The sequence below is a fragment of the Thermosynechococcus sp. B1 genome (assembly GCF_030322985.1).
In the GTDB taxonomy this organism is placed as follows: Bacteria; Cyanobacteriota; Cyanobacteriia; order Thermosynechococcales; family Thermosynechococcaceae; genus Thermosynechococcus.
The window spans coordinates 271,690-294,668 of sequence record NZ_CP096573.1; the positions used below are offsets into that span (position 1 = coordinate 271,690).

The window sequence follows — 22,979 nt, forward strand, 5'->3', positions numbered from 1 at the left end:
TCACAGGGAGGGCTACTTAGCAGCCTGTTGGAGCAGGATTTCGGCCACCCGCTGCTTACCGGCAGGATTAATGCCAATCAGCCGCACGTACTCGCCACTGTATTCTTGGAGGCAAGCCTGAATCGCAGCAAGGGCTTCATTGAGATTTTTGGCCTCAATGCGGGGGCCACTTTGCCAAGAGTTGGTGCGGTAGCGACGGGCATCCACGTGTTCTAGGCCGAGGGTATAGCCCTGTTGTAGCAGTTGCCGTACTTGTTCGACGACCTCTTGACTGAGGTTGTGGCTGCTAGTGCTCCCTTGACTAGAGGCGGTTGGGCGCGGTGCGAACCCTTGACCACGGGTGCTACTGCCATTGCTGGCGGCTTTACTATTGGGGCGGTGAATAATCGTTTCCAGTACCCGCTGTTTGGCTTGGGGATTGACACCTACGAGGCGGACATAGTCCCGCTGGTGCTCGGCAAGGAAGGCACTGAGGTCATTGAGCTGCTGCGCTGAGGTAATTTTGATGCCGCTTTGCCAAGAACTGGTACGGAAGCGACGCTGGTCGGCATACTCGGTGGTGACTTGGCAGCCTTGGCGCAACAGGTCTTGAATTTGGTTCAGGAGATCGGCACTGAGAACGGTTTCATTGCTGGCCGAACTGACGGAGACAGGGCTAGTAGCCGCTGGGGTTGCTGCTTTTGTGGCGATCGCCACCGCGCTATCGGGCCGCTGAATAATTTGCTCAAGGACGCGCCGCTTTTGCTTTTGATCAATACCAATCAAGCGCACATATTCCCCTGCATGTTCTTGGAGGCAGGCTTCAAGGGCGGCGAGCACTTCCCGTTCCTGCTTTGCTTGAATCGGAGCACAACTGGTCCAAGAGCTGGTGCGATAGCGGCGGGCATCGGCGTGCTCTGTGCCAATTTGATAGCCCTGCTGGAGCAACTGCCGCACCTGAGCCACAACGGAAGCATCGAGGGAACCCACTGGGGCTGCACTCACGGTTGCACTGGGACGATAGGGACTGGTACTGGTCACAGGAGCTTGACCGGGGCGTTGAATGATCTCTTCAAAAACGCGGCGCTTGGCTTTGGGATCGACGCCGATCAGGCGCACATACTCGCCCTCGTGTTCCTTGAGGAGTTGGGCGATCGCCGCCATCACTTGAGACTCCTGCCGTCCCGTCAACGTCGGGCAACTCTGCCAAGAGCTAGTGCGATACCGCCGCGCATCGGCATATTCCAAGCTGATTTGGTATCCCTGCTGCAACAATTGGCGGACATGAGTCCCATAATCTGCGGTCATGGTGTTCTTTTCCCCGGTGAGCGTTTCAACGTGTAGGATGAGTGGGTCTTCTTGACGCTGGAGTTCATTCCGAATCGGGGCAATACAGGCAATATTCTCAGCACACTGGTACCCCGATAGCAGTGCTTCATTGATGCCAACCACGTGCTGGGCAAAGTGAATATCCGACTCTTCCACATTCGGCAGGCGATCGGCTTGCTGCTGCGTCGTGATCACCATTCCTGAAGGCACATATTTTCCCGGTGGAATCTCCACATCCTGAATGAGGACATGCATCATCACCACACAGCCTGCGCCAATCCGAGCATTAAAGACCGTCGAACGAAAGCCAATGAAACAGCCATCGCCAATGTAGGCAGGGCCGTGGATCAAGGCCATGTGGGTAATTGAGGCATTATCACCAATCCAGACAGAATACTCTTGGCCATCATCGCCAATCACCCGTCCCTGCTGGAGGCCGTGGATGACAACGCCATCTTGAATGTTGGTGCGGGAGCCAATGTGGAAGGGCGTTCCTTCATCGGCACGAATGGACGTGCCGGGTGCGATGTGAACATAATCTTTGATGCGGACATCGCCGATGAGGTTACTAAAGGAGTGGACGTAAGCCGTGGGGGCAATCTCTGGCTCCGCTAAATCCCTAGACCACGGCGTCGGAGGTGCCGCATAGCTTTGAACCGCCATAGGGAGAAGTCTCCAATGCTAATACTGGGTACGTTTGCTGTAGAGCAAATAATTATCCCGACTTACGGTGTCAATAATGGCGACAACGGCTGCGTCAATGGGTTTGTCGGTGCCATTGATAATACAGCGGGCGGCACTGCCTCGGCTTACCAATACCCACTCATCCTGTCCTGCACCAACCGTATCCGCAGCCACTTCGTAGTCGGGTAAAAATTCGCCGTCCTCACCCAAATATTGCAAGACGAGAAACTTGACTCCCGTTAAGGTGTCTTCTTTTTGAGTACTGGTAACGGTGCCGCACACTCGCGCGATTTTCACTATGGGCGACCCATCGGGCGGATACCGCTAACGCTTTCGCGGAATTGTTCCACCGCTTCGGTGTAGCGAATGGGTAGGACGTATTCGAGGTTTTCGTGGGGACGTGCAATGATGTGGGTGGAAAGCACTTGACCCCCATTCACACGCTTCACGTTTTCGACCCCCGCCGCCACCGAAGCCTGCACTTCAGACACATCACCACGGACAATCACAGTCACCCGACCACTGCCGATTTTCTCGTAGCCCACGAGGGTAACGCGAGCGGCTTTCACCATTGCGTCTGCGGCTTCCACCACTGCGGGGAAACCAAGGGTTTCAATCATACCGACGGCAATTGCCATTGTAATAACTCCTAAACGTCAAACAAGTAAAGAACTAGAGGATCGATAAGCGATGCAACTGAAAACTCCACCAAACTGCCCAACCCTTTAGTTTCGGAATTGCTCCACTGCCTCGGTATAGCGAATGGGCAATACGTACTCAAGGTTTTCGTGGGGACGAGCAATGATGTGCGTAGACAGAACCTCGCCGCCATTGACACGTTTGGCAGAATCAACCCCAGCAGCCACTGAGGCTTGTACTTCGGAGACATCACCCCGCACAATCACAGTGACCCGACCACTCCCAATTTTTTCGTAGCCCACAAGGGTGACCCGAGCGGCTTTTACCATTGCGTCTGCTGCTTCGACGACGGCGGGGAATCCGCGCGTTTCAATCATTCCCACAGCAATTGGCATGAGTAAGCTCTCCTAATTAGAATAAGGGTAAGCAGTACAAAAGCTAGAGTTGCAATCAGAGCGATCGCTACAGAAAATAATGACGGGATAGCCGATTGTTATCGTGACGTTAATCACCGTCTTTTTATCTCTAAAACAAGCATAGGGTGAGGGGTTTCTTTTGACAATATAATGATTGATAATCTTTTCTAGTTTCTCATATTATCAAATCTAATTCTAAGCCCTTGACACCCCTTTCAACCCAAGACACGTCAATACGAATTGGTTAATCCATAGAATTTTATCTAAAACCAGTTATCTTCTCATAGACCGATTACTCGATTAAGAGGGATCCGCCTGCGTTTGGGCAGACTGCATAGAGTATTTCAATGCTGCTCCGTATTTTGCTAGACTAAAATCTATTGTTTCATCAAACAGCAATTAACTTTTCTCGATCAATACTCTGTAAAACGCTGATCGAACCGATGCGCTGAAACTCTTTGCTACTTTTATCGGCGAGGTGCAGTACCCAAGGCAGTCGAGAAGAGCAAAATCCGCTAGCAGGATGCAATTGAGTCAAATGATAGGTCTGTAAAGCCAGTAGCTCTAAAGGGGTCTTGCCATGGGTGTGCACAACGCGCAACGGTCTAGCACTGCCTCCATATTTTTTCTTGCTTGCCTCCTCGCTACTTTGTAAAATAAACGATTTCGTTTCCTCGAAAAAGACAACAGTACCCACTGCAGCATCCTGATAGGTTACTTTGCTATCAGTTGAACGAATCTCACGTCCCATTCTGCCTGAGCCGCTTTTACGGACACTGAGAATATCGACAGCAATATCTTTTTTATTTAGTTCTTCGATTGTTTGCTCAAATTCCCCTTTTTGAATAAGGCCGTCGCGCATAATTAATATCTTTTTAGGGTAGCGGTTAAATTTAACTTGAAACTTAAAAACTAAACTAGACACAACTTGCCAAATTACTTGGCCAGAGATAGTTTCTCCCCGTTGCACATCTGGTAACTCCCAACCCAAGCTTTGACCATTGGCCAAGACTGCAAAAGCAGAAGTACCATAGTACAGTCTTCCATTTGTACCTGTGTCAAAACCGATAACCAAGTCAGCAGCTTCAGAATGATCTAATGGTTTTAGGTAGACAGGCTGCCACTTGGCTTTACACAGCAGCCCTAGGCAAACATTGAGAGATTTATAATTATTTACATTAACTGGCACCATAAACTGAGTTGCTATACCTGCTTTTAATGCTTGATTTCGCAATTTTTGTTTTTCTTCATTGGGCGACCAAGGCATCACTACTAAGACAGTTTTAATTCCTTTATTAGCCCATTGCTGCCAGAATGTTTGTTGATCCAGATCATCTTTCGGATATTCGCTTTTTGTAAAATAGGAGTCTATTTGTATCTGCGTGTCACTACTTTTTGCTATTTGCAGTAAGCATTCGCGTACTTTTTCTGGGTATTGAGGTTTATCATCAAAAAGATTAAGGCAACCAAATTTCGTTTCGCCAATTTTTGCACAGCCAAAGAAGCTAATTTTAGCTGTTTTGTCAATTTCTTTATTATCGCAAGCTAATAGTTTTGCGCGAGGCATGACAAACCCGTTAACTTTGATCAGCTCTGGTTGACGACTAAGATTATAGATGTGTTTGAAAATGAGTTCGGCTGTTTTTTGGGATTCCGACAAACGCAGGTTAATGTTTTTCCTAATGCAGTCAAACACACCTTGAATTTCACTTTTTTCTCTGCCTTGTTCAGCAATTTGTGCCAACATTTCCATTGTGAGAACTGGTGATAGTCTTTGAGATAGATGATATACTGTCTTAGGTTTATAGTCACTAGTTTTTTCAACAGTTACAACGCGTGACTCATTGATATCTTGCTCAGATGCACCGTTTTGACGGTGGTAAGCCGCTAAACTGATTCCGAGTTCTTTTATTTCTACATCATTTGGATTTTCATTCGAAAAATTTTTAAGAATCCAAACTTGTTGATTTCCGTTTTTATCTTTGTAGGTATTCCTGACGTACTTGATCTGAATATCGGGATATTCATTGAGCCACCATTCAAGTGTAAATGGAGTATAAAAGCGATGATGAATATCAATTTCCAAGTATAATTTTCCATCTGGCTCAATTCTAACGTTGATTGCTCCACCTCTATGTACTTCCCAGCCATGGCCGCTTTTTTCCAGCCCTTTTTGGTCAAAAATCCACCAAATCAATCCGACTTCGTAATCTTTTTCAAATCTGGTTTTCTTAAATTTTTCTTTTAATTTGCACTCTAGGATTTTGCGTTCAAAGGATTCCAGTGCTTGCCTTTCGTGATCTTTTTGACAACTCAGCTCTCTACATCCTATTTCTTGTAACTGCCAATCCTGAGTTTGCCTCCTACTAGTATCAATACGCTCCCTTGTAATAATGAGGCTCCCTAGTCGAACAGCAGTTACGCCTAGTTTGTAGCAAACGCTGGAAAGGGCTTTTTGCTCGCTCCCTTGTTCTGGCACTTGAGTAAATTGGCATTGGTATTCATAAAATCTGAGATCCTGTTGAGTCAGATTTTTCACAAAAAAACGATTGAGTATAACTTCAACTTCTGGAAATTGGGCGAACATGATTTACAGGGAATGTAAATGTGGATGATTATAGCAAGTCTTGTTACAAATTTAAGCAGCCGAGATACAATTGTCATGAATATCGGTGTGGAGGATCTGGGGTGCTGCGGCTACCAATTCAACCGATTTGGCAAAGGGTTTCCCAGTGGCCCGTGTGGGAACCAACACGGGTGGCGATCGCCAGTTCAATTCTGCTGCACGCTGTGATTCTTTCCCTTGTGCGTGTGCCCGAACCCATACCGCCAGAGTTGGCCAGTGATCAACTGGTGCCCTTGGTCAGCCTTTCTCCCGAACTAGAAGCGGATTTACCCTCTATTGAACCGCTCTTGCCCACGGAACTGCCGCCCCTTGCCACGACCACACCACCGCCTCTACCGTTTACAGGCATTGAGCCACCCCCCCTTTCCTTTGCCCCCTTGGCACCCCTGCCCCCCTTGCCGCCGCTGACGGAACTGCCGCCCCTACCCAATCCAGTACCGCTGCAACTTTTGCCGCCGCTATGGCAATTGCCCCCGCCCGCCCGCCCCTTACCTGTTATCCCGACAACCCCGAATGAGGATGTGGCCATTGCGCCGGAACTCGTCTCACCGACACCTACGCCTGAACCCACCCCTGAAGAACCCTTAGCAACCACAGAGGGGGAAGCAGCGGCAGCGTTATCGCGGTGGTTTAATCAAACGCGGTTGACCCTCAATACGACGAATCTACAAGTGAATTTAGCCCAGCGGATCACGGACTTTTATCCCCAAGAGGCCTGTGGCGATCGCCTGCAGGGGGAAACAACCGTTGCGGTGGTGGTCACTCCCCAAGGGCAATTGCTGCCTGCCAATGCCGCCCCAGAAACTGGCTTGCTCACTCGCAATCCCCAAATTATTCGCAGCAGTGGCTCGGCACTCTTGGATCAAGCGGCTCTAGAACGGGTACGTCAGCAATCCTTTGAGGCCACAGGGCAGTACCAAGCCCTAGCGCTCACCTTTGCTTTTGAGTATCGGCCCGAAGTATGCCGAGGTCAGCAACCTGCTGCCACCCCAAGACCACAGCCTGCCACGCCAGCACCGGCAACACCACTACCAACACCAAAACCAGAGGCTAGACCATCCCCTGCGAGTGAAGCCTCACCAGCACCCACACCCACTGAAGAAGCGCCACCGCCCGTATCCCCAGAACCTAGCGAGACAAACTCGTCGTCTGAAGCGCCGGCTGCGAGTCCGCCAGCAACATCTCCCGAATAAAGCGGGCGATCGCCCGTTGCAGGAGGCCATTGACAATACGCTGACCCATTTGCTGCACCTCTGGCCGCACAATGATCCGCAAGATTGCCGGAATCACCTTGCCCCAGTCAAAGCCGGGGGTATCCTGCAAAATGCTGAAAATGCGGCGCAAATGCTCTAGGGCATTGGCTTCACTGACGATGCTGGAACTTGGCGTTGCCGGTACGGGACGGGTGACGAGGGGTAAAAGTTGCACAAGGTTCCATTGCCCCATTGTTGTCCGTGCCCAAGTATCAAGGCTCTTGACAATTTCATCCGCTAGGCGATCGCGATACTCCGCTCCCCGCTCCGAAAAGAGAAAATCTAAAGCCTGCTCCAGCACCACATTAAAGTCATAGTCACGGCTCTCGCGGGCATTGCGCAGCAGATTTTCTAGGCGCGTCCAGCGAAATTGACCATCCTTGAGGAGCAGGTTCGTGAGACTCGTGCGCAGCTCTGGGGCAGGATCCGTGAGCAGTCGTTTGGCAATGTAAGGATAGGCGGCACTGAGTACCTTAAAGTTGGGGTCAACGCCCATGGCAATCCCTTCCATGGTCAGGAGCGATCGCACAATCAAGGCATAATAGGCGGGCACCTGAAAAGGATACTCATACATCACCTCTGACAGGCGATCGAAAATGCGTTGGATATTTAGTTCCGAGACACTTGCCCCCAAGGCATCCTCAAAGACCAAGGCCAGCGCCGGAATAATTGGTTCCAGATCTGTATCGGGGGTTAGGAACCCTAAATGAACATAGTCGTAGGCAAGGCTTTCGTACTCACGGTTAACAATGTGGACAATGGCATTCAGCAAGCCATAGCGTTGCTCTGGGGCAATCTCACTCATCATGCCAAAGTCGAGATAGGCCAATTTGCCGCTGGGCATGGCCAGCAGATTTCCCGGATGGGGATCAGCATGGAAAAACCCATGTTCGAGCAACTGCCGCAGGGAGCACTGCACCCCCACATACACCATGTAGCGCGGATCAATCCCCAAGGCCTGAATTTGCTGCGGTTGGTTGAGTTTCACCCCCGTCACCCACTCCATGGTGAGCACCCGCCGCCGCGTATAATTCCAGTAAATCTTGGGAATATAGACATCGGTTAAGTGGCCATAGAGACGGGCAAAGCGTTCGGCATTCCGTCCCTCTTGGGTATAATCCATTTCCTCAAAGAGGCGACCAGCAAATTCATCGAGAATGGCCACTAAATCACTGCGAATCTCCTTGATCAGGCGTTTTGCCCAATAGGCCACCCCCCGCAGAATATAAATGTCTAGGGTAATACTTTCCGCCAAGCCGGGGCGCTGCACTTTAATGGCCACCTCTTCGCCACTGTGGAGTTTGCCGCGATACACCTGTCCCAAGGAGGCAGCCGCAATGGGATGATCACTCAGTTCAGCAAAAAGCTCACTGGGGGGGGCGCCCAATTCCTCCTCAATAAACTGAAAGGCCACTTCATTGGGAAAGGGGGGCAACTGATCTTGGAGTTTGGTCAATTCCTCCAGATAGACGGCGGGCAGCAGATCCGGGCGGGTGGAGAGGGCTTGTCCCACTTTGATATAGGCAGGGCCAAGGCGGGTGAGGGTTTCCCGCAGGGCGATCGCTCGCTGGTGTTGATTTTGTTTACTTTGGCCTGTGACCCTGTCCCACCAACGGTTAAAGAGCAACCAAAACACTGGCCAGAGAATCCGCAACCAGCGACTCAAGACGAGTAAAGGCCGCTGCCGATAGTAGGCATCAATGGCCACGGGATCGTAGGGTTGAAAGGTCTCCGGATCATTGGGAAGGGTTTCAGCCGCGATCGCAATCTCTTGGGGCGCGGAATCACTGGGGACAATTGCCGTATTCATGGGCAGTCGCGCAAACTCTTAAAGTATTTTAACAATCAGTTCATCCTCAAGGAGGGCGGAAAATGCGCCTAGTCATTTTGGGGGCAACGGGGCAGGTGGGCTGGCAATTGGTGCAGCAGGCACCCCCCGGCGTTGAAGTCATTCCCATTGCTCGCCAAGGCACTGCCGTAACGCTGGACTTGGAAGATTTAGAGGCCATTCCCAACCTGGTAAAAACCCTTTGCCCCGATGTGGTCATCAATGCGGCGGCCTACACTGCTGTAGATCAGGCGGAACAGGAACCGGAACGGGCACAGCGGATGAATGGCACTGCCGTGGGTCTTTTGGCAGAAACGATGGCCGCCTTGGGTGGGCTGTTGATTCACTACTCGACGGATTATGTGTTTGCTGGTACTCAATCGCGACCCTATCGCGAAACCGATGCCCCTGCCCCCCTCAATGCCTATGGCTATAGTAAGTGGCTAGGAGAGCAGGCGATCGCCACCCATCACCCCGCCCATCTAATCTTGCGCACCAGTTGGGTGTATGACCTGCGGGGCAAGAACTTTTTGCGCACCATGGTTCGCCTTGCCCAAACCCGTCCTCTCGTTCGGGTCGTTGCCGATCAAATCGGCACGCCCACGGCTGCCCCCTTCATTGCCCAAGTCACCTATCAACTGTTGGAACGCTGGCAGGCGGATCCCTCCCTGAGCGGTCTCTATCACCTGACGCCCCGCGGCAGTACCAGTTGGTATGGCTTTGCGGTAAAAATTTTTGATCACCTGCGTGCCAAAGGCTATGCAACTGCCACCCTAGAGGCGATTCCCAGCAGTGAGTATCCGACACCGGCCAAGCGACCCGCCTTTTCTACCCTGACCTGCGAGAAGTTGGAGGCGGTTTTGGGGACTTCCCTCCCCTCATGGGAAGCGGTTCTTCAGCCCCTTTTAGACCAACTAGATCCGCAATCCGTGCTTTAGGGGGGTGTCGCAACGGTTGTTTTCATTTGGCTGAACCAGTCAATGAGTTGCTCCAGTTGTTTCTCCACCGGTTGCGTCCCTAGACCCCGCACGGTAATTTTGCCCTGACTGTAGACAAACCGACTTTGGAGATGCGTGGGCAGTTGCTCTAGGAGCAGTTTCCATGCGGGTTCAGCCATCGGAGTTTCCAAGATCACATGTTGCTTGCCTTCCGGACGAATGCGGCTAATGCCACACTGGCGCGCCAGTTGTTTGAGTTCCACAACCCGCAGCAGTTGCTGAACTGATTTGGGCAATGCCCCATAGCGATCGCTCCACTCTGCTGCCAATTGCCTCAAGTCTTCTTTTGTCGTTGCAGCGGACACCGCGCGGTAGGCGGCCATCTTTTGCTCCAAATCGGGCATATAGTCAGCGGGAATAAAGGCAGTGACATTGAGATCCACTTGGGTATCGTCAACGGCGGGAATCTCTTGGCCACGAATTTCAGCGATCGCCTCCTCGAGCAGTTCCACGTACAAATCAAAGCCAACACTGTCCAGTTGACCGTGCTGCTCCGCCCCTAGGAGATTGCCCACACCGCGAATTTCCATGTCTCGCATTGCCAGTTGGTAGCCCGATCCCAGTTGGGTAAACTCCTGAATAGCCCGCAGCCGTTGGCGTGCCGCCTCAGTCAGCACCTCTTGACGGGGATAAAACAACCACGCATGGGCTTGAATGCCCGCTCGGCCAACCCGACCCCGCAGTTGATAAAGCTGTGCCAAGCCAAACCGCTGCGCATCCTCCACCAAAATCGTATTCACACGGGGAATATCTAAGCCGGACTCAATGATGGTCGTACACACCAGAATATTGGCTTCACCATTGCTAAAGGCAAGCATCGTGGATTCCAGTTCTCCTTCTGCCATCTGGCCGTGAGCAATGAGAATACGGGCACTGGGCACCATCCCTTGCAGCTTTGCCGCCACCTCCTCAATTCCCGCAACCCGCGGCACAACATAGAAAACTTGACCCCCCCGATCCAATTCTTGGCGAATCGCACTGCGCACCGTTTCTGGGTCATAGGGAGCAAGGTGGGTTTGAATCGGGCGCCGCGAGGGGGGTGGTGTGGTGATTAGACTCATTTCTCGAACCCCCGACAGAGCCATATAGAGGGTGCGGGGAATTGGCGTTGCACTGAGGGTGAGCACATCCACTTGGATTTTGAGAGCTTTGATTTTCTCCTTTTGGTTGACGCCAAAGCGTTGTTCCTCATCCACCACCAGTAGCCCTAAGTCCCGAAATTTAACGCTCTTGCTCAGGAGCTGGTGCGTCCCAACGACAACATCCATTTCGCCCGTTTTCAGCTTTTGCAGGATCTCTTGCCGCTCACTCTCGGTGCGGAAACGGTTGAGCAGCCCCACTTGAATCGGATAGGGAGCAAAGCGTTCCTTGAGGGTGTGGTAATGCTGCTGCGTTAGGATTGTCGTCGGGGCAAGAACAGCCACCTGTTTGCCTGCCATCACGGCTTTGAAAATAGCGCGAATGGCCACTTCGGTTTTGCCAAAGCCAACATCACCGCAGACCAGCCGATCCATGGGGCGATCGCTCTCCATATCGGCCTTGACCTCTTGGATGGCCTTGAGTTGATCCGGGGTGGGCTGATAGGGAAACGAGTCCTCCATTTCCTGCTGCCACGGTGTATCTGGAGGGAAGGCAAAGCCCTGTTGTTGGGCACGTTGGGCATAGAGTTGCAGCAGATCCACCGCCACTTTCTTAATGGCCTTGCGCACCCGGGCTTTGGTACGTTCCCAAGTGTTGCCCGTTAACTTATTGAGTTGGGGAACGCCATCGCTTTGCTTACGGTAGCGGGAGAGGCTGTTGAGTTGATCGGCGGCAACGCGGAGAATGCCATCGGCATATTGCAGGGCGAGATACTCGCGGGTTTCGTTGTTAATCGTTAGCGTTTCTAGGCGCAGGAACTGACCAATGCCGTGTTGGCGATGGACGACGTAGTCCCCCGGCTGGAGCTTGTTGAGATCCACCTGTTTGGCAGCAGCGCGGCGGCGTTTGCGCACATAGCCAAGGTTGACCAAGTTGTGCTGACCAAAGAACTCGCGATCGCTCACCAGCACCGTGCGGAACGTAGGCAAAATAAAGCCACTAATTTCCGCTAGACCACTGGCCTTCAAGGCAATGGGCAGTCGCTGCTGTTGCAGCTTATCAATGGCCGGAAAGTCCTTGGGATTGGGCACAAACTGGGCGGGGCAATCATGCTCCTGCAACAGGGCTACAGAGCGACTCGGCTGCGCAGAGACTAACCACACGGTGTACCCCTTGTCCCGTTCCTCCCGCAGGGTTGCCGCCAAGCGACCAAATTGGTGGGGAATGGCTGGAATCGCCCGTGCTGATAAATTGAGACCGAGTCCCTCACTGGCCAGTTCGTAGAGGTGCACCCGTTGAAACCGCTCGAGGGCTTGGACACTGGCTGACCACGGACGATGGATGGGGGGGGGTGGCGTTTCAAGGCTTTGCCAGTAGGCTTGACTGTGCTCATACCAGCGATCGCCATGGGCAGCACAGAGGGGCGGCTCATCCACGGCAATGAGGGTTTGGGCAGGCAAATAATCCAAGAGCGAAGCCGGTTGCGGAAAAGCCACCCCCAGATAGCGCCGCAATCCCTCTTGATCCTCTGAAATGAGATGGGCGTGATCCGCTGCCCGCAGGGCTTGGGCAATCAGGGGAGTAAAACTAATGGGCGTCAGGGTTACCTGCGCAAGGGCATCAAGGCGATCGCCCTCGGTGTGTAGGGAGCGTTGACTGGCTGGATCAAACTCGCGAATGGACTCAATCTCATCGCCAAACCACTGCAAGCGCACCGGTAGCTCCGCCGAGACGGGGAAAATATCCACAATGTCGCCGCGCCGACTCCACTGGCCTTCCGTTTCCACGAGAGAAACCCGCTCATAACCAAGGGCTGCCAAGGCGGTGGCCACTTCCCCTAGGGAGTGCTCTTGACCCACCTCTAAAGTTAGACAGGCGGCACGAAACTGCTCTGGTGGGGGTAAATGGGGTTGCAGTGCCCGTTCCGTGGTGACAATTGCAATATTGGGGCGATCGCTCTCGACTAGAACTTGCAGTTGCCCCCAGACCATCTCCGCTTCCAAGTCAAAGGGGTCATAGGGAGAGGCCTCCGATGTCGGGTAAAAGAGCACCGCCTCCCAACCCATCAGTTCCAATTGCGCCGCCCAGCGTCCCCCCTCCTCTAGAGTGGAAGTAATCACACACAGCGATTGCTGACTCTGCTGCGCCAATGTGGTGGCCACAAAGCCCTTGACAAGGCGGGGCATCCCCGTGAGGACCAGTTCCCGTTGGTGTTGTAATTTGCTGAGCAGTTCAGCTGTCAGCGGCAGCTTACCCCAACTGCGGGGAATTGCCATTAAGGACATAGACGAGTGTCAGTGCAGGTGATCAAGACTTCAGAATTGAATTGCGACCCCTTGGGGCAGCGCTAACGCATTATAATTCTTACGCTCTCCTATCATTGTAAAAAGCAGGACAAGGGTTCAGAAAACTCTAGCTAAAGCGCTTTTCGACAATTAGGGGGTAAAGAAGGGGGGATGCTCCTGTTTGGTAGCCACTTTGGCTGTTTTCAGTGTGTGCCATCCCTGTAAAAAGAGCTACATCACTGCTGAAGAGAGGGTGGAACCCCGTGGGCACTTCCTTCATAATTGTGAAAGAGTAGGAATTGCAGAGATTGAATGACGCGATCGCCCGATATTGATAGTCCGGCTCCAGAATCCTCAGCGATTGTTGACAGCACCCTTGAGGCAAGCGACCCCATTGACCCTGAGGATGAACTGCCCAATGAAGTGGAAATGTCCCTCTGGGATCACCTTGAGGAGTTGCGACAGCGGCTCTTTGTTGTCCTCGGCACTGTTGCTGTCACCATTGTTCTCTGCTTTACCCAAGTCCGCTGGATCATTCAGTTCCTTGAAAAACCAGCCCATGGTGCGAAATTCCTGCAACTCAGTCCGGGGGAGTACTTTTTTGTCTCCTGTAAAGCGGCGGCCTACAGTGGCATCCTCCTAGCGACGCCGATGATTCTCTACCAAGCCATCCGTTTTATCCTGCCGGGATTGACACGACGTGAGCAACGCTTGCTGGCACCGGTGGTTTTTGGTTCATCCATTCTCTTTATTGCCGGTTTGGCCTTTGCCTATACCCTCTTGGCACCCGCAGCCCTTGGCTTTTTCATTAACTATGGGGCAGATGTGGTTGAGCAACTGTGGTCGATCGATCGCTATGTAGATTTTATTTTGCTATTGCTCCTTGCCACCGGCCTCGCCTTCCAAGTCCCGATTCTCCAGTTGGTCCTCATTGCCCTCGGGATTGTTTCCATCCCGCAAATGCTCAGCCAATGGCGCTACGTGGTGATTATTGCCGTAGCCGTGGCAGCGGTTTTGACCCCCTCCATTGATCCGATTACTCAAGGACTGTTGGCGGGTGCTCTGCTTGCCCTCTACTTTACGGGGATTGGCTTGGCCAAGCTGATGGGGGTGGGGCGTTCTGAGGCTTAAACTTGCAATACCCCCAAAAAAGACTCAATCAGAAAAGATGATTTTGGCGATAAAAATCAATTATGGCGATCGCCCCTCGAACTTATCAAGGCTCTCAATAGAGATGATATGCTGATGTTGCCAAATTAGTGCATCCCTTCGCGATCGCAAAAATGGCATTACTTTAACAAATTTTTGTGTTTAGGAGCGGTCTTCATGCCCATTGCCCTTGGGATGGTAGAAGTACTGGGTCATCCCCCTGCCTTAGCCGTTGCCGATGTGATGGTGAAAGCGGCGCGTGTTACCCTTGTGGGCTATGAAGTAGTTAGTGGTGCTCGCCTGACGATTATTGTGCGCGGCGACGTTTCTGAAGTGCAAATTGCGGTTGCAGCGGGTGTGGAAGCCGCCAAGAAAATTCCAGCTCAAAGTCCTAAGGAAAAAACGCTCTATCTGTCGTCAACGGTGATCCCGCGCCCCCACGGGAATTTAGAGGCCGTTTTCCCGAAAATGCGGTTCCAATATGGCGATGGCTGGGAGCGTTTTCTCGTTTAGCAGCCCTAGGAAAAGTTCTCTAAAGCTTCTCTAATGCGCAAAGCTCCACCGCCCAGATAATTGGCTCAGAAGGGAGAACCCCCCCAATCAACTATCTCAACAGTGAAGCCGCAAAATCGCTAGGAAACAGTTTTAGAGGGATACCTAGGCTAGACCGGTGTTGACCCCCGGCTTACCCGTAAACAGTTCCACTTTCACAATTTTGCCACCCATTTTTTGGATGCGTTGTTGCTCGCGGAACCAGTTTTCGTAGGGCACCAGTTTTGTGAAATAGGTGTTTTGCAGTTCGCGCTGGGTGCGAATACGGGTTTGACTCGGCACACAGGCAGTAATTTTGAACATGCGCATGGGATGGGACTCCAAATCTATGTGGGGTGATTACACGTCTGGGAGCTAAAGGCCAGACTCAGACTGTTTAAGCACAATTGCCATGACAGGCTGACACTCTAACCCCTAACTCCCAGACAGATGTGCGACTGGAGAGCTGTACTTAGCTTAAGCCAGAGCAGATGTAGTCAAAGTAGATGCCCATTTCTTTGCCGGCATCGGCACCCACCAAGCTGGCGGTGACTTCTTTCATGGCTTGGATGGCTTGCACAGTGGCAGCGATGGGCACACCCAAGGAGTTGTAGGTTTCTTTCAACCCATTGAGCACCCGCTCATCGAGGATGGAAGGATCCCCAGCCAGCATGGCATAGGTGGCATAGCGCAGGTAGTAGTCGAGGTCACGGATACAGGCCGCATAGCGACGGGTGGTGTACATGTTGCCACCGGGACGGGTGATGTCAGAGTAGAGCAGAGATTTGGCCACTGCTTCCTTGACGATATTGGCGGCATTGGCGCTGATCACGGTCGCAGCACGCACCCGTAGTTCGCCCGTTGCGAAGTAAGCTTTCAGCTTCTCCATGGCGGCGGTGTCGAGGTATTTGCCTTGCACGTCAGAGGCGTTGATGACAGCGGTAATCGCGTCTTGCATAGTTCTTTTTCCTCAAAAACTGATTTGGATGATGGATCAATGAAGGATGCTGAGGCGACCTACTGCATGGCGCCAATCACGAAGTCAAAGTAAGAACCGGCTTCAGCGGCATCTTCTGCAGACAGCAGCGAGGAAGCAACGTTCTTCATGGCGCGGATCCCTTCGGCCACGGCAGGAATGGGGGTGCCGAGGGAGTTGTACATTTCACGCACACCCACCAAACCAATTTCTTCGATGGGGGTGACATCACCCGCAACAATACCGTAGGTCACAAGCCGCAGGTAGTAGTCGAGGTCACGCAGGCAGGTGGCGGTCATTTCTTCACCGTAGGCATTGCCACCGGGGGAGACCACATCAGGCCGTTTTTGGAAGAGTTGATCGCCCGCTTGCTTGACAATCCGCTCGCGGTTTTCGGTCAGGGTTTGGGCAATGCGCAGACGACGCTCGCCGGTGCTGACAAAGCTTTTAATGCGATCCAGTTCACCGGGGCTGAGGTAACGGGCCTCGGCATCTGCATTCACGATCGATTTCGTGACGACGCTCATTGAGTTCCTCCAAAGTTGGAATTGTAAAACAAGGGTCTTGATAATGTGGCATCTGCCATTGGAAATGTTACGACTCACCGCACTCCTGTAGGAGAGATAGGTACGGCGATGGACCCGACGGGCTGACGTAACCTTCCGCAAACATTCTCAGGCATAGGGGGGACATCTCCCACATCATCGCAATCCTTTTTAACATTCTTAACATTTTTTCAAAAATCTGCTAAGGGCAGCTATTCCAGCCATTCGATAATGCGGGTGCCAAGGTTGAGGGGAATATTCACGGCTTTGCCGAGGCGGGGTTTCTCACGGGTGGTCTCAATAAAGGTGCAAACTTGCTGGGCACAGCCCCAGTCATTGAGGTGCTGGGCGATCGCCCCAAGGTGGGCGGCATAATCTTCAGGCGTATCGGGATAGGAGGCCTGCTCGAGGTAGCGCCACATCACCTGCAAAAAGATGCGATCGCCCACGCGGCGAAACTGAAGGTCAAAGGAGCGCCCCCATTTGCGCAGGAGCAAGGCATGGAGTTCATCACCAGTGAGGGGCGTCAGCATTGGCAAGAATTTCAGCCCTTGCGGCTAGGACGGCTCGGACAGTGTGATAATAGTTAACAAACGTAATTATTTTACGGCTGTTCGTTTCGATTCCTTAGTAAATAAGCGTAAACCATGGCTCAAGTTTCTGGAATGTCTGATGTGCCCGATATGGGGCGGCGACAGTTTATGAACCTGCTGACGTTTGGTACCATTACCGGTACAGCGTTGGGCGCTCTGTACCCTGTCGTCAAGTATTTCATTCCGCCCTCCAGTGGCGGCACGGGTGGTGGTGTGGTTGCCAAGGATGCATTAGGCAACGATATTAAGGTTTCCGACTACCTGACGAAGCACCTGCCGGGCGATCGCTCCCTTGCCCAAGGGATTAAAGGGGATCCCACCTACGTGATTGTTACTGAGGATCACCAAATTGCCAATTACGGCTTGAATGCCGTCTGCACTCACCTTGGCTGCGTGGTGCCTTGGAATGTCAGTGAAAACAAGTTCATTTGCCCCTGCCACGGCTCTCAATACGACAGCACGGGTAAAGTGGTGCGTGGCCCTGCTCCCCTCTCCTTGGCACTGGTGAATGCCACGGTTACCGAAGATGACAAACTGGTGTTTACCCCTTGGACGGAAACCGATTTCCGCACGGGCAAAGAACCTTGGTGGACGTAAAAAGAAATTAGGGAGTGGTATGAAACGCTTTTTCAAATCGTTGACGCTGGCGATCGCCCTTGCCGCCAGTGTGCTTCTTTGGTCACCGCAAGCACAGGCCTATCCATTTTATGCCCAGCAGGGCTATGACAGTCCTCGCGAAGCGACTGGGCGAATTGTCTGTGCCAACTGTCACCTCGCCGCCAAACCCACCCAAGTGGAAGTGCCCCAAGCCGTCACCCCCGATTCCGTCTTTGAAGCCGTGGTGAAAATTCCCTACGACACCCGTGTGCAACAGATGCTGGGGGATGGCTCTAAGGGCGGTCTGAATGTCGGTGCAGTTCTCATGCTGCCCGAGGGTTTCAAAATTGCTCCTCCCGATCGCATTCCCGAGGAGTTACAAGCCAAAACCAGCGGCATTTACTACCAGCCCTACAGTGAGGACAAGCAAAACATTATTCTGGTGGGGCCCTTACCGGGTGAGCAGTATCAGGAAATTGTTTTCCCCGTCCTCGCCCCCAACCCTGCCACGGATAAATCGATCCACTTCGGTAAATACTCCGTTCACGCCGGGGGCAACCGCGGTCGCGGCCAAGTCTATCCCAATGGTGAAAAGAGCAACAATAACGTCTTTACTGCACCGATCGCGGGCACGATTACCAGTATTACCGCTAACCCCGATGGCAGTACTGCGGTGGTGATCACCCCCGAGAGTGGTGAAGCAGTGACAGAGACCATTCCCGCTGGCCCTGACCTCATTGTCAGTGAAGGCCAAACGGTGGCAGCGGGTGAAGCCCTCACCAACAATCCCAATGTGGGTGGTTTTGGGCAAAAGGATACGGAAATTGTCCTGCAGGATCCCAACCGCATTAAGTGGCTGTTGGTCTTCTTTGCCGCCATTACCCTCTCGCAAATTCTGCTGGTTCTGAAGAAGAAACAAGTGGAGAAAGTGCAAGCCGCCGAGATGAGTCTCTAAAGGAGTCCTATCACCCACGGTAGTGCAATCCCTCCATGACACGATTGTGGCGATCGCCACGGCTATTGTGCCCCAGCAAGGGAGTATTGGCATTGTCCGTCTCTCAGGCGCCAAAGCAGTCGCGATCGCCCAGTCTTTATTTGAAGCCCCCGGCAAGCAGCCTTGGGAATCCCATCGCATTCTCTATGGCTATGTCCGCGACCCCCAAACCAGAGAACGGGTCGATGAAGCCCTCCTGCTGTTAATGCTGGCGCCCCGCTCCTACACCCGCGAAGATGTGGTGGAATTCCACTGTCATGGTGGCCTCATCCCTGTCCAGCGCGTGCTGCAACTGTGTGTCGCCGCAGGGGCACGCCTCGCCGAGCCGGGGGAATTTACGCTGCGCGCCTTCCTCAACGGTCGCCTTGATCTCACCCAAGCCGAGAGTGTGGCCGAACTGGTGGCTGCCCAATCCACAACCGCCGCTCAAATTGCTTTGGCGGGTCTGACAGGAAAATTCGCCCGCCCCCTCAAGCAGATTCGTCAGACCTGTTTATCCCTCTTGGCGGAAATTGAAGCGCGACTCGATTTTACGGACGAGCTACCCCCCCTTGACCCCGCAGCCATTGCTGAGGACATTCGTCAGTTGCAACACCAAGTAGCAGCGTTTTTGGCCACGGCAGAACGGGGAGCACTGATCCGCACTGGGCTAAAAGTGGCCATTGTGGGTCGCCCCAATGTCGGTAAGTCGAGTCTGCTCAATGCTTGGAGCCGTAGCGATCGCGCCATTGTTACAGATTTACCCGGCACCACCCGCGATATTGTCGAGTCCCAATTGGTTGTCGGTGGCATTCCAATCCAAGTCCTTGATACGGCCGGCATTCGCGAGACCGATAACTTGGTGGAACAAATTGGCGTCCAGCGATCGCGCCAAGCCGCAGCCAGTGCTGATCTCATCCTCCTTGTCATTGATGCCAGTCAAGGGTGGACAGCCGCCGATCAGGAGATTTACGACCAACTCGAGCTGCAGCAGCGGCGGCAGCAAGCGCCTCAGTCCGTCTTGGTGGTTTTGAATAAAGCTGATCTCCTCAGCGAAACCGTAGAGGTTCAGGATATTCCATTGCCCATTGCCCCCATTCCCACTGTGCTGCTCTCGGCCCTCAGTCAAAGGGGAATTGAGTCTCTCGAGGACGCCATTTTAGACCTTGTCCAAGGCCAAGGGGTTACCGCCGCCAACCTAGACTTTGCCATCAACCAACGTCAAGCCGCGCTCTTGGAGCAGGTTCACCAATCCCTGAATCATGTGCTTGCGGCCATTGATGCCCAACTCCCCCTTGATTTTTGGACAATTGACCTGCATGCTGCCGCTCGTGCCCTTGGTACCCTAACCGGGGAAGAGGTGACTGAGTCTGTGCTAGAACAAATCTTTAGCCGTTTTTGCATTGGAAAATAGCCCATGCTTTGGAATACCAGCTACCGGCCGTTACTTGCTTATATCCTTCCCTATCGGCGACGGTTGCTGGTCGCTTTTTTGTGTACCCTCGGCTACGTCTCGACCATGCCGGCGATCGCCTACCTGATTGGCCAAGCGGCGAAGCTCATCGGGGCAGGGGATTTGATAGGCCTGATTCAATGGTGTGCAGCCTCCTCGCTGCTGTTTGTCGGTCGTAGTTTTTGCCAATTTGGCCAAGATGTCCTAATGTCCGATATTTCCCTACGGATTGTCTATGACATTCGGGTGCGGCTGTACCGTCATCTGCATCGTTTGGGGGTGGACTATTTTGAAAAGGCAGCGACCGGCGATCTCACCTACCGCCTCACTGAGGATGTGGATCGCATTGGCGTCATGGTCAATAGCAGTTTTCATCGCCTCATCCCCTCAACTTTAACCACAGTTGCGGTCATTGGTTATATGTTCTACCTCAACTGGCAACTGACATTGGGGACGATGATCATTGCGCCGCTGATGACGTTTCTCATCGCTTGGTTTGGCAATCGGTTGTTGCGACAGTCGCGCCTGAGTCAAGCCCGCATTGCCGATTTAGCCTCCCACCTCACGGAGATTTTTTCGGGGATTCGTCTGATTAAGGCGTTTGCGGCTGAGGACTATGCCGTAGAGCAGTTTGAACAGCAGGCTGATATGAACCGTCGTGCTCGCTACCGTGCCGAACGCATTAAGTCAATGCAATACCCGGTGGTGGGGTTTCTTGAGGCCCTGAGCATTATGCTGCTCTTTATCTTGGGGGCGTGGCAAATCAATGCCGGTCATCTCACAGGGCCGCAGTTCCTCAGCTTTGTTGCCGCAGTAGCGCTACTGATGGAACCCATTAATATGATTTCTGCTGATTACAATGAACTCAAAATGGCACAGGCGTCGGTGGAGCGTAGCTTTGGCCTGTTGGCTCTCGAACCCACGATCAAGGAAATGAGCCATGCGCAGCCCCTACCCCCCATTTCTGGCAAAGTGCAATACCTAGATGTGTGCTTTGGCTATGATCCAGAGCGTCCCGTGCTCAAGGACTTTAATCTCTTGGCGGAGCCGGGCGAGGTGATTGCTCTTGTAGGACATTCAGGAGCAGGTAAATCCACCATTGTTAACCTCTTGCCCCGGTTTTATGACCCCCAAGCGGGAAAAGTGTTGATTGACGGCATTGATATTAAAACGGTGACGCTGAAAAGCCTGCGGCGGCAAATCGGTATTGTTCCCCAAGAAACAATTCTTTTTTCAGGGACGATCGCCCACAACATTGCTTTTGGTTATGCTGAACCCGATTGGGAGCGACTGATTGAGGCAGCCAAAATCGCTAATGCCCATGACTTTATTACTCAGTGTCCCGATAGCTATCAGACATGGGTCGGGGAAAGGGGGATTAATCTCTCTGGGGGTCAACGCCAACGACTGGCGATCGCCCGTGCAGTTTATGCCGATCCACGGATCTTAATTTTGGATGAGGCCACCTCTGCTTTGGACTCTGAATCGGAAGCCTTGGTGCAAAGTGCTTTGGAGAAAGCAATGAAGGGGCGCACCGTCTTTATTATTGCCCACCGTTTAGCCACGGTTCGTCGCGCCGATCGCATTCTTGTCTTGGAGCAAGGTCAGATCATTGAAAGTGGCAGCCACGAAGAACTGCTTGCCCGGCCTTCCCGCTATGCCCAGTTCTATGCTCAGCAGTACTTCCAAGAGACAGAGTAACCCCTTCTCTAGTGGGCGAGTTCTTTGGCTCTAGCTGTAACTTGAATGGCTATGGGCTGTTTCCTCAACAGCAGGATGTGAAAATAGACGTTGAATTCTTAAATTAGCGAGGACAGCCATGGGTAGCATTATTTCTGTGCATTCTTTTCGTGGTGGCACAGGCAAGTCAAATACAACGGCAAACCTAGGCTGTACCTTGGCAACCTTGGGCTATCGGGTGGCGATCGTGGACACGGATATTCAATCCCCCGGTATCCATGTGCTCTTTGGCCTTGAGTCGGAAGATACGGAACATGCCCTGAATGACTACCTGTGGGGACGCTGTGAAATTACTGATGTGGCGCGGGATGTCAGCCATCTGATTACGGCTCACGGCCAGCAAGCCAAAGGAGCAATCTATCTCATTCCCTCTAGCCTCAAAACCAGTGAAATTACCCGTGTGCTGCGGGAAGGCTACGATGTCGGCTTGCTCAATGACGGTTTTCAGCAGTTGCTCCAAGGGCTGAATCTCGACTTTTTGCTCATTGATACCCACCCAGGGCTGAACGAGGAAACGCTGCTCTCGATTACAGTCTCCGATGCCTTGGTGCTGATTCTGCGCCCCGATCGCCAAGACTTTCAAGGAACAGCGGTCACGGTTGATGTGGCGCGGCAGCTGGATGTGCCAAAAATGGTGATGGTGGTGAACAAAGTCCCCAGCGCCTTTAATAAGGACTCCCTCAAGCAGCAGGTGGAAACGACCTATGGTGTGCCAGTTGCAGGTATCCTACCTGTTTGTGAAGAAATGTTTCAACTGGGGAGCAGCGATATTTTCTGTTTACGCTACCCTGAGCATCCCTACAGTCTCGTTGTCAGGAGTGTTGTGCAGCATCTGTTGGATTAGGGTAGCCTAGGAGTAAGGAGACTGACTGATTTTGATCCTTCTCGAGTGCCACTGCCAGTCACTGCCATTGAGGAACATTGCCAATGATAGACAGTCAAAACGCTAGCAGTGGTTGCGGTGGGGGTCTCAATCCAGCAGATTTACTGGTTTTGCCCGATCGCCAGCGATCGCTATTGACACTGATGATGCGCCAGCCAACGCCCTTCAGCGTGCCAGAATTGGCTGAGCAGTTGCAGTGGTCTGCGGAAGAGGTCAGTGCCACCCTCGCAGAGGTTCTCCAACTCGGCTATGTGACAGTTGAAAACGACACCTACCAAGTCAAACTCGGACGGCGAACCCCGCGCGTGCAACCCAAGCGTCAATCTCCCCGAATTGCGGCGGTTTGGGACAAGCTGGGTTAAGTCTGATCTACTTCCTCAGTTAAACCTCTAATTATATGAGGCAACTCGTGTGGTACGCTT

General features: G+C 52.7%; 21 protein-coding genes. 10 read left to right on the top strand and 11 right to left on the bottom strand.

Annotated elements, in window-relative coordinates; all coding sequences use genetic code 11:
* Nucleotides 1-12: 12 nt before the first annotated feature.
* The 5 genes from M0644_RS01320 to M0644_RS01340 all read right to left on the bottom strand — a co-directional run bounded on the left by M0644_RS01320 (nt 13) and on the right by M0644_RS01340 (nt 5,634).
* Nucleotides 13-1,971 (bottom strand): ribulose bisphosphate carboxylase small subunit, encoded by a 1,959-nt coding sequence (locus M0644_RS01320; protein ID WP_149817453.1) that lies wholly within the window; start codon nt 1,969-1,971, stop codon nt 13-15.
* A gap of 18 nt (nt 1,972-1,989) precedes the next feature.
* A complete protein-coding gene (locus tag M0644_RS01325) occupies nt 1,990-2,289 on the bottom strand; it encodes a EutN/CcmL family microcompartment protein (RefSeq protein WP_149817455.1) in 300 nt (99 codons plus the stop codon).
* Nucleotides 2,289-2,630 carry a carbon dioxide-concentrating mechanism protein CcmK gene (locus M0644_RS01330; RefSeq protein ID WP_011056790.1) on the bottom strand — a complete coding sequence of 114 codons (342 nt, stop codon included), beginning with the start codon at nt 2,628-2,630 and terminating at the stop codon, nt 2,289-2,291. The genes M0644_RS01325 and M0644_RS01330 overlap by 1 nt, the downstream gene beginning before the upstream one ends.
* An 87-nt stretch (nt 2,631-2,717) precedes the next feature.
* Entirely contained in the window at nt 2,718-3,026 is a 309-nt protein-coding gene (locus M0644_RS01335; protein WP_011056791.1) for a carbon dioxide-concentrating mechanism protein CcmK, read from the bottom strand.
* Nucleotides 3,027-3,435: 409 nt separating this feature from the next.
* Entirely contained in the window at nt 3,436-5,634 is a 2,199-nt protein-coding gene (locus M0644_RS01340) for an argonaute PAZ domain-containing protein (protein ID WP_286626269.1), read from the bottom strand.
* 101 nt (nt 5,635-5,735) lie between these two features.
* Between M0644_RS01340 and M0644_RS01345 the strand changes: the two genes are divergently transcribed.
* The gene (locus tag M0644_RS01345) at nt 5,736-6,866 is read left to right on the top strand and encodes a hypothetical protein (RefSeq protein WP_286626270.1); all 1,131 of its coding nucleotides are present in this window, start codon (nt 5,736-5,738) and stop codon (nt 6,864-6,866) included.
* Here M0644_RS01345 and M0644_RS01350 read toward each other — a convergent pair.
* On the bottom strand, nt 6,802-8,736 hold the full coding sequence (locus M0644_RS01350; protein ID WP_286626271.1) for an AarF/ABC1/UbiB kinase family protein: 1,935 nt from the start codon (nt 8,734-8,736) through the stop codon (nt 6,802-6,804). The genes M0644_RS01345 and M0644_RS01350 overlap by 65 nt on opposite strands.
* 62 nt (nt 8,737-8,798) lie before the next feature.
* Here M0644_RS01350 and rfbD point away from each other — a divergent pair, with 62 nt between their 5' ends.
* Nucleotides 8,799-9,692, top strand: a complete 894-nt coding sequence (gene rfbD / locus M0644_RS01355) for a dTDP-4-dehydrorhamnose reductase (RefSeq protein WP_286626272.1) — start codon at nt 8,799-8,801, stop codon at nt 9,690-9,692.
* Here the strand turns inward: rfbD and mfd are convergent.
* Nucleotides 9,689-13,117 carry a transcription-repair coupling factor gene (gene mfd / locus M0644_RS01360; protein ID WP_286626273.1) on the bottom strand — a complete coding sequence of 1,143 codons (3,429 nt, stop codon included), beginning with the start codon at nt 13,115-13,117 and terminating at the stop codon, nt 9,689-9,691. The genes rfbD and mfd overlap by 4 nt on opposite strands.
* Before the next feature lie 312 nt (nt 13,118-13,429).
* Between mfd and tatC the strand changes: the two genes are divergently transcribed.
* Both tatC and M0644_RS01370 read left to right on the top strand, forming a co-directional pair.
* Nucleotides 13,430-14,248, top strand: coding sequence for a twin-arginine translocase subunit TatC (gene tatC, locus M0644_RS01365; protein ID WP_149817467.1), 819 nt, complete (start codon nt 13,430-13,432; stop codon nt 14,246-14,248).
* A gap of 195 nt (nt 14,249-14,443) precedes the next feature.
* The gene (locus M0644_RS01370) at nt 14,444-14,779 is read left to right on the top strand and encodes a carbon dioxide-concentrating mechanism protein CcmK (RefSeq protein ID WP_149817469.1); all 336 of its coding nucleotides are present in this window, start codon (nt 14,444-14,446) and stop codon (nt 14,777-14,779) included.
* Nucleotides 14,780-14,923: 144 nt separating this feature from the next.
* Here M0644_RS01370 and M0644_RS01375 read toward each other — a convergent pair whose 3' ends face one another.
* From M0644_RS01375 to M0644_RS01390, 4 genes are all read right to left on the bottom strand, one after another.
* Entirely contained in the window at nt 14,924-15,127 is a 204-nt protein-coding gene (locus M0644_RS01375; RefSeq protein WP_011056799.1) for a phycobilisome linker polypeptide, read from the bottom strand.
* Nucleotides 15,128-15,269: 142 nt separating this feature from the next.
* Nucleotides 15,270-15,755: an allophycocyanin subunit beta gene (apcB, locus tag M0644_RS01380; RefSeq protein ID WP_149817471.1), complete on the bottom strand. Its 486-nt coding sequence runs from the start codon at nt 15,753-15,755 to the stop codon at nt 15,270-15,272.
* A 59-nt stretch (nt 15,756-15,814) separates the two neighbouring features.
* The gene (gene apcA / locus M0644_RS01385) at nt 15,815-16,300 is read right to left on the bottom strand and encodes an allophycocyanin subunit alpha (protein ID WP_149817474.1); all 486 of its coding nucleotides are present in this window, start codon (nt 16,298-16,300) and stop codon (nt 15,815-15,817) included.
* A 230-nt stretch (nt 16,301-16,530) separates the two neighbouring features.
* Nucleotides 16,531-16,851: a DUF3067 family protein gene (locus tag M0644_RS01390; RefSeq protein ID WP_149817476.1), complete on the bottom strand. Its 321-nt coding sequence runs from the start codon at nt 16,849-16,851 to the stop codon at nt 16,531-16,533.
* Between the two features lie 114 nt (nt 16,852-16,965).
* On the opposite strand from M0644_RS01390, the gene petC reads away from it, so the two are divergent.
* From petC to M0644_RS01420, 6 genes are all read left to right on the top strand, one after another.
* The gene (petC, locus tag M0644_RS01395; RefSeq protein ID WP_149817478.1) at nt 16,966-17,508 is read left to right on the top strand and encodes a cytochrome b6-f complex iron-sulfur subunit; all 543 of its coding nucleotides are present in this window, start codon (nt 16,966-16,968) and stop codon (nt 17,506-17,508) included.
* 19 nt (nt 17,509-17,527) lie between these two features.
* Complete coding sequence (gene petA / locus M0644_RS01400; protein ID WP_286626275.1) at nt 17,528-18,463, top strand: cytochrome f; 936 nt, start codon at nt 17,528-17,530, stop codon at nt 18,461-18,463.
* Nucleotides 18,464-18,485: 22 nt separating this feature from the next.
* Nucleotides 18,486-19,895, top strand: a complete 1,410-nt coding sequence (gene mnmE, locus M0644_RS01405) for a tRNA uridine-5-carboxymethylaminomethyl(34) synthesis GTPase MnmE (RefSeq protein WP_149817482.1) — start codon at nt 18,486-18,488, stop codon at nt 19,893-19,895.
* 3 nt (nt 19,896-19,898) lie between these two features.
* The gene (locus M0644_RS01410; protein WP_286626276.1) at nt 19,899-21,635 is read left to right on the top strand and encodes an ABC transporter ATP-binding protein; all 1,737 of its coding nucleotides are present in this window, start codon (nt 19,899-19,901) and stop codon (nt 21,633-21,635) included.
* 118 nt (nt 21,636-21,753) lie between these two features.
* Nucleotides 21,754-22,518, top strand: coding sequence for a MinD/ParA family protein (locus tag M0644_RS01415; protein WP_149817487.1), 765 nt, complete (start codon nt 21,754-21,756; stop codon nt 22,516-22,518).
* Nucleotides 22,519-22,601: 83 nt separating this feature from the next.
* The gene (locus M0644_RS01420; RefSeq protein ID WP_286626277.1) at nt 22,602-22,919 is read left to right on the top strand and encodes a hypothetical protein; all 318 of its coding nucleotides are present in this window, start codon (nt 22,602-22,604) and stop codon (nt 22,917-22,919) included.
* Nucleotides 22,920-22,979: the final 60 nt, after the last annotated feature.

Coding starts and splice junctions, on each gene's coding strand:
- petC (WP_149817478.1), top strand. CDS start 16,966: ATGGCTCAAGTTTCTGGAATGTCTGATGTGCCCGATATGGGGCGGCGA.
- apcA (WP_149817474.1), bottom strand. CDS start 16,300: ATGAGCGTCGTCACGAAATCGATCGTGAATGCAGATGCCGAGGCCCGT.
- tatC (WP_149817467.1), top strand. CDS start 13,430: ATGACGCGATCGCCCGATATTGATAGTCCGGCTCCAGAATCCTCAGCG.
- M0644_RS01420 (WP_286626277.1), top strand. CDS start 22,602: ATGATAGACAGTCAAAACGCTAGCAGTGGTTGCGGTGGGGGTCTCAAT.
- M0644_RS01415 (WP_149817487.1), top strand. CDS start 21,754: ATGGGTAGCATTATTTCTGTGCATTCTTTTCGTGGTGGCACAGGCAAG.
- rfbD (WP_286626272.1), top strand. CDS start 8,799: ATGCGCCTAGTCATTTTGGGGGCAACGGGGCAGGTGGGCTGGCAATTG.
- M0644_RS01370 (WP_149817469.1), top strand. CDS start 14,444: ATGCCCATTGCCCTTGGGATGGTAGAAGTACTGGGTCATCCCCCTGCC.
- M0644_RS01340 (WP_286626269.1), bottom strand. CDS start 5,634: ATGTTCGCCCAATTTCCAGAAGTTGAAGTTATACTCAATCGTTTTTTT.
- M0644_RS01335 (WP_011056791.1), bottom strand. CDS start 3,026: ATGCCAATTGCTGTGGGAATGATTGAAACGCGCGGATTCCCCGCCGTC.
- M0644_RS01320 (WP_149817453.1), bottom strand. CDS start 1,971: ATGGCGGTTCAAAGCTATGCGGCACCTCCGACGCCGTGGTCTAGGGAT.
- M0644_RS01410 (WP_286626276.1), top strand. CDS start 19,899: ATGCTTTGGAATACCAGCTACCGGCCGTTACTTGCTTATATCCTTCCC.
- M0644_RS01330 (WP_011056790.1), bottom strand. CDS start 2,630: ATGGCAATTGCCGTCGGTATGATTGAAACCCTTGGTTTCCCCGCAGTG.
- M0644_RS01390 (WP_149817476.1), bottom strand. CDS start 16,851: ATGCTGACGCCCCTCACTGGTGATGAACTCCATGCCTTGCTCCTGCGC.
- petA (WP_286626275.1), top strand. CDS start 17,528: ATGAAACGCTTTTTCAAATCGTTGACGCTGGCGATCGCCCTTGCCGCC.
- M0644_RS01350 (WP_286626271.1), bottom strand. CDS start 8,736: ATGAATACGGCAATTGTCCCCAGTGATTCCGCGCCCCAAGAGATTGCG.
- M0644_RS01375 (WP_011056799.1), bottom strand. CDS start 15,127: ATGCGCATGTTCAAAATTACTGCCTGTGTGCCGAGTCAAACCCGTATT.
- mfd (WP_286626273.1), bottom strand. CDS start 13,117: ATGTCCTTAATGGCAATTCCCCGCAGTTGGGGTAAGCTGCCGCTGACA.
- apcB (WP_149817471.1), bottom strand. CDS start 15,755: ATGCAAGACGCGATTACCGCTGTCATCAACGCCTCTGACGTGCAAGGC.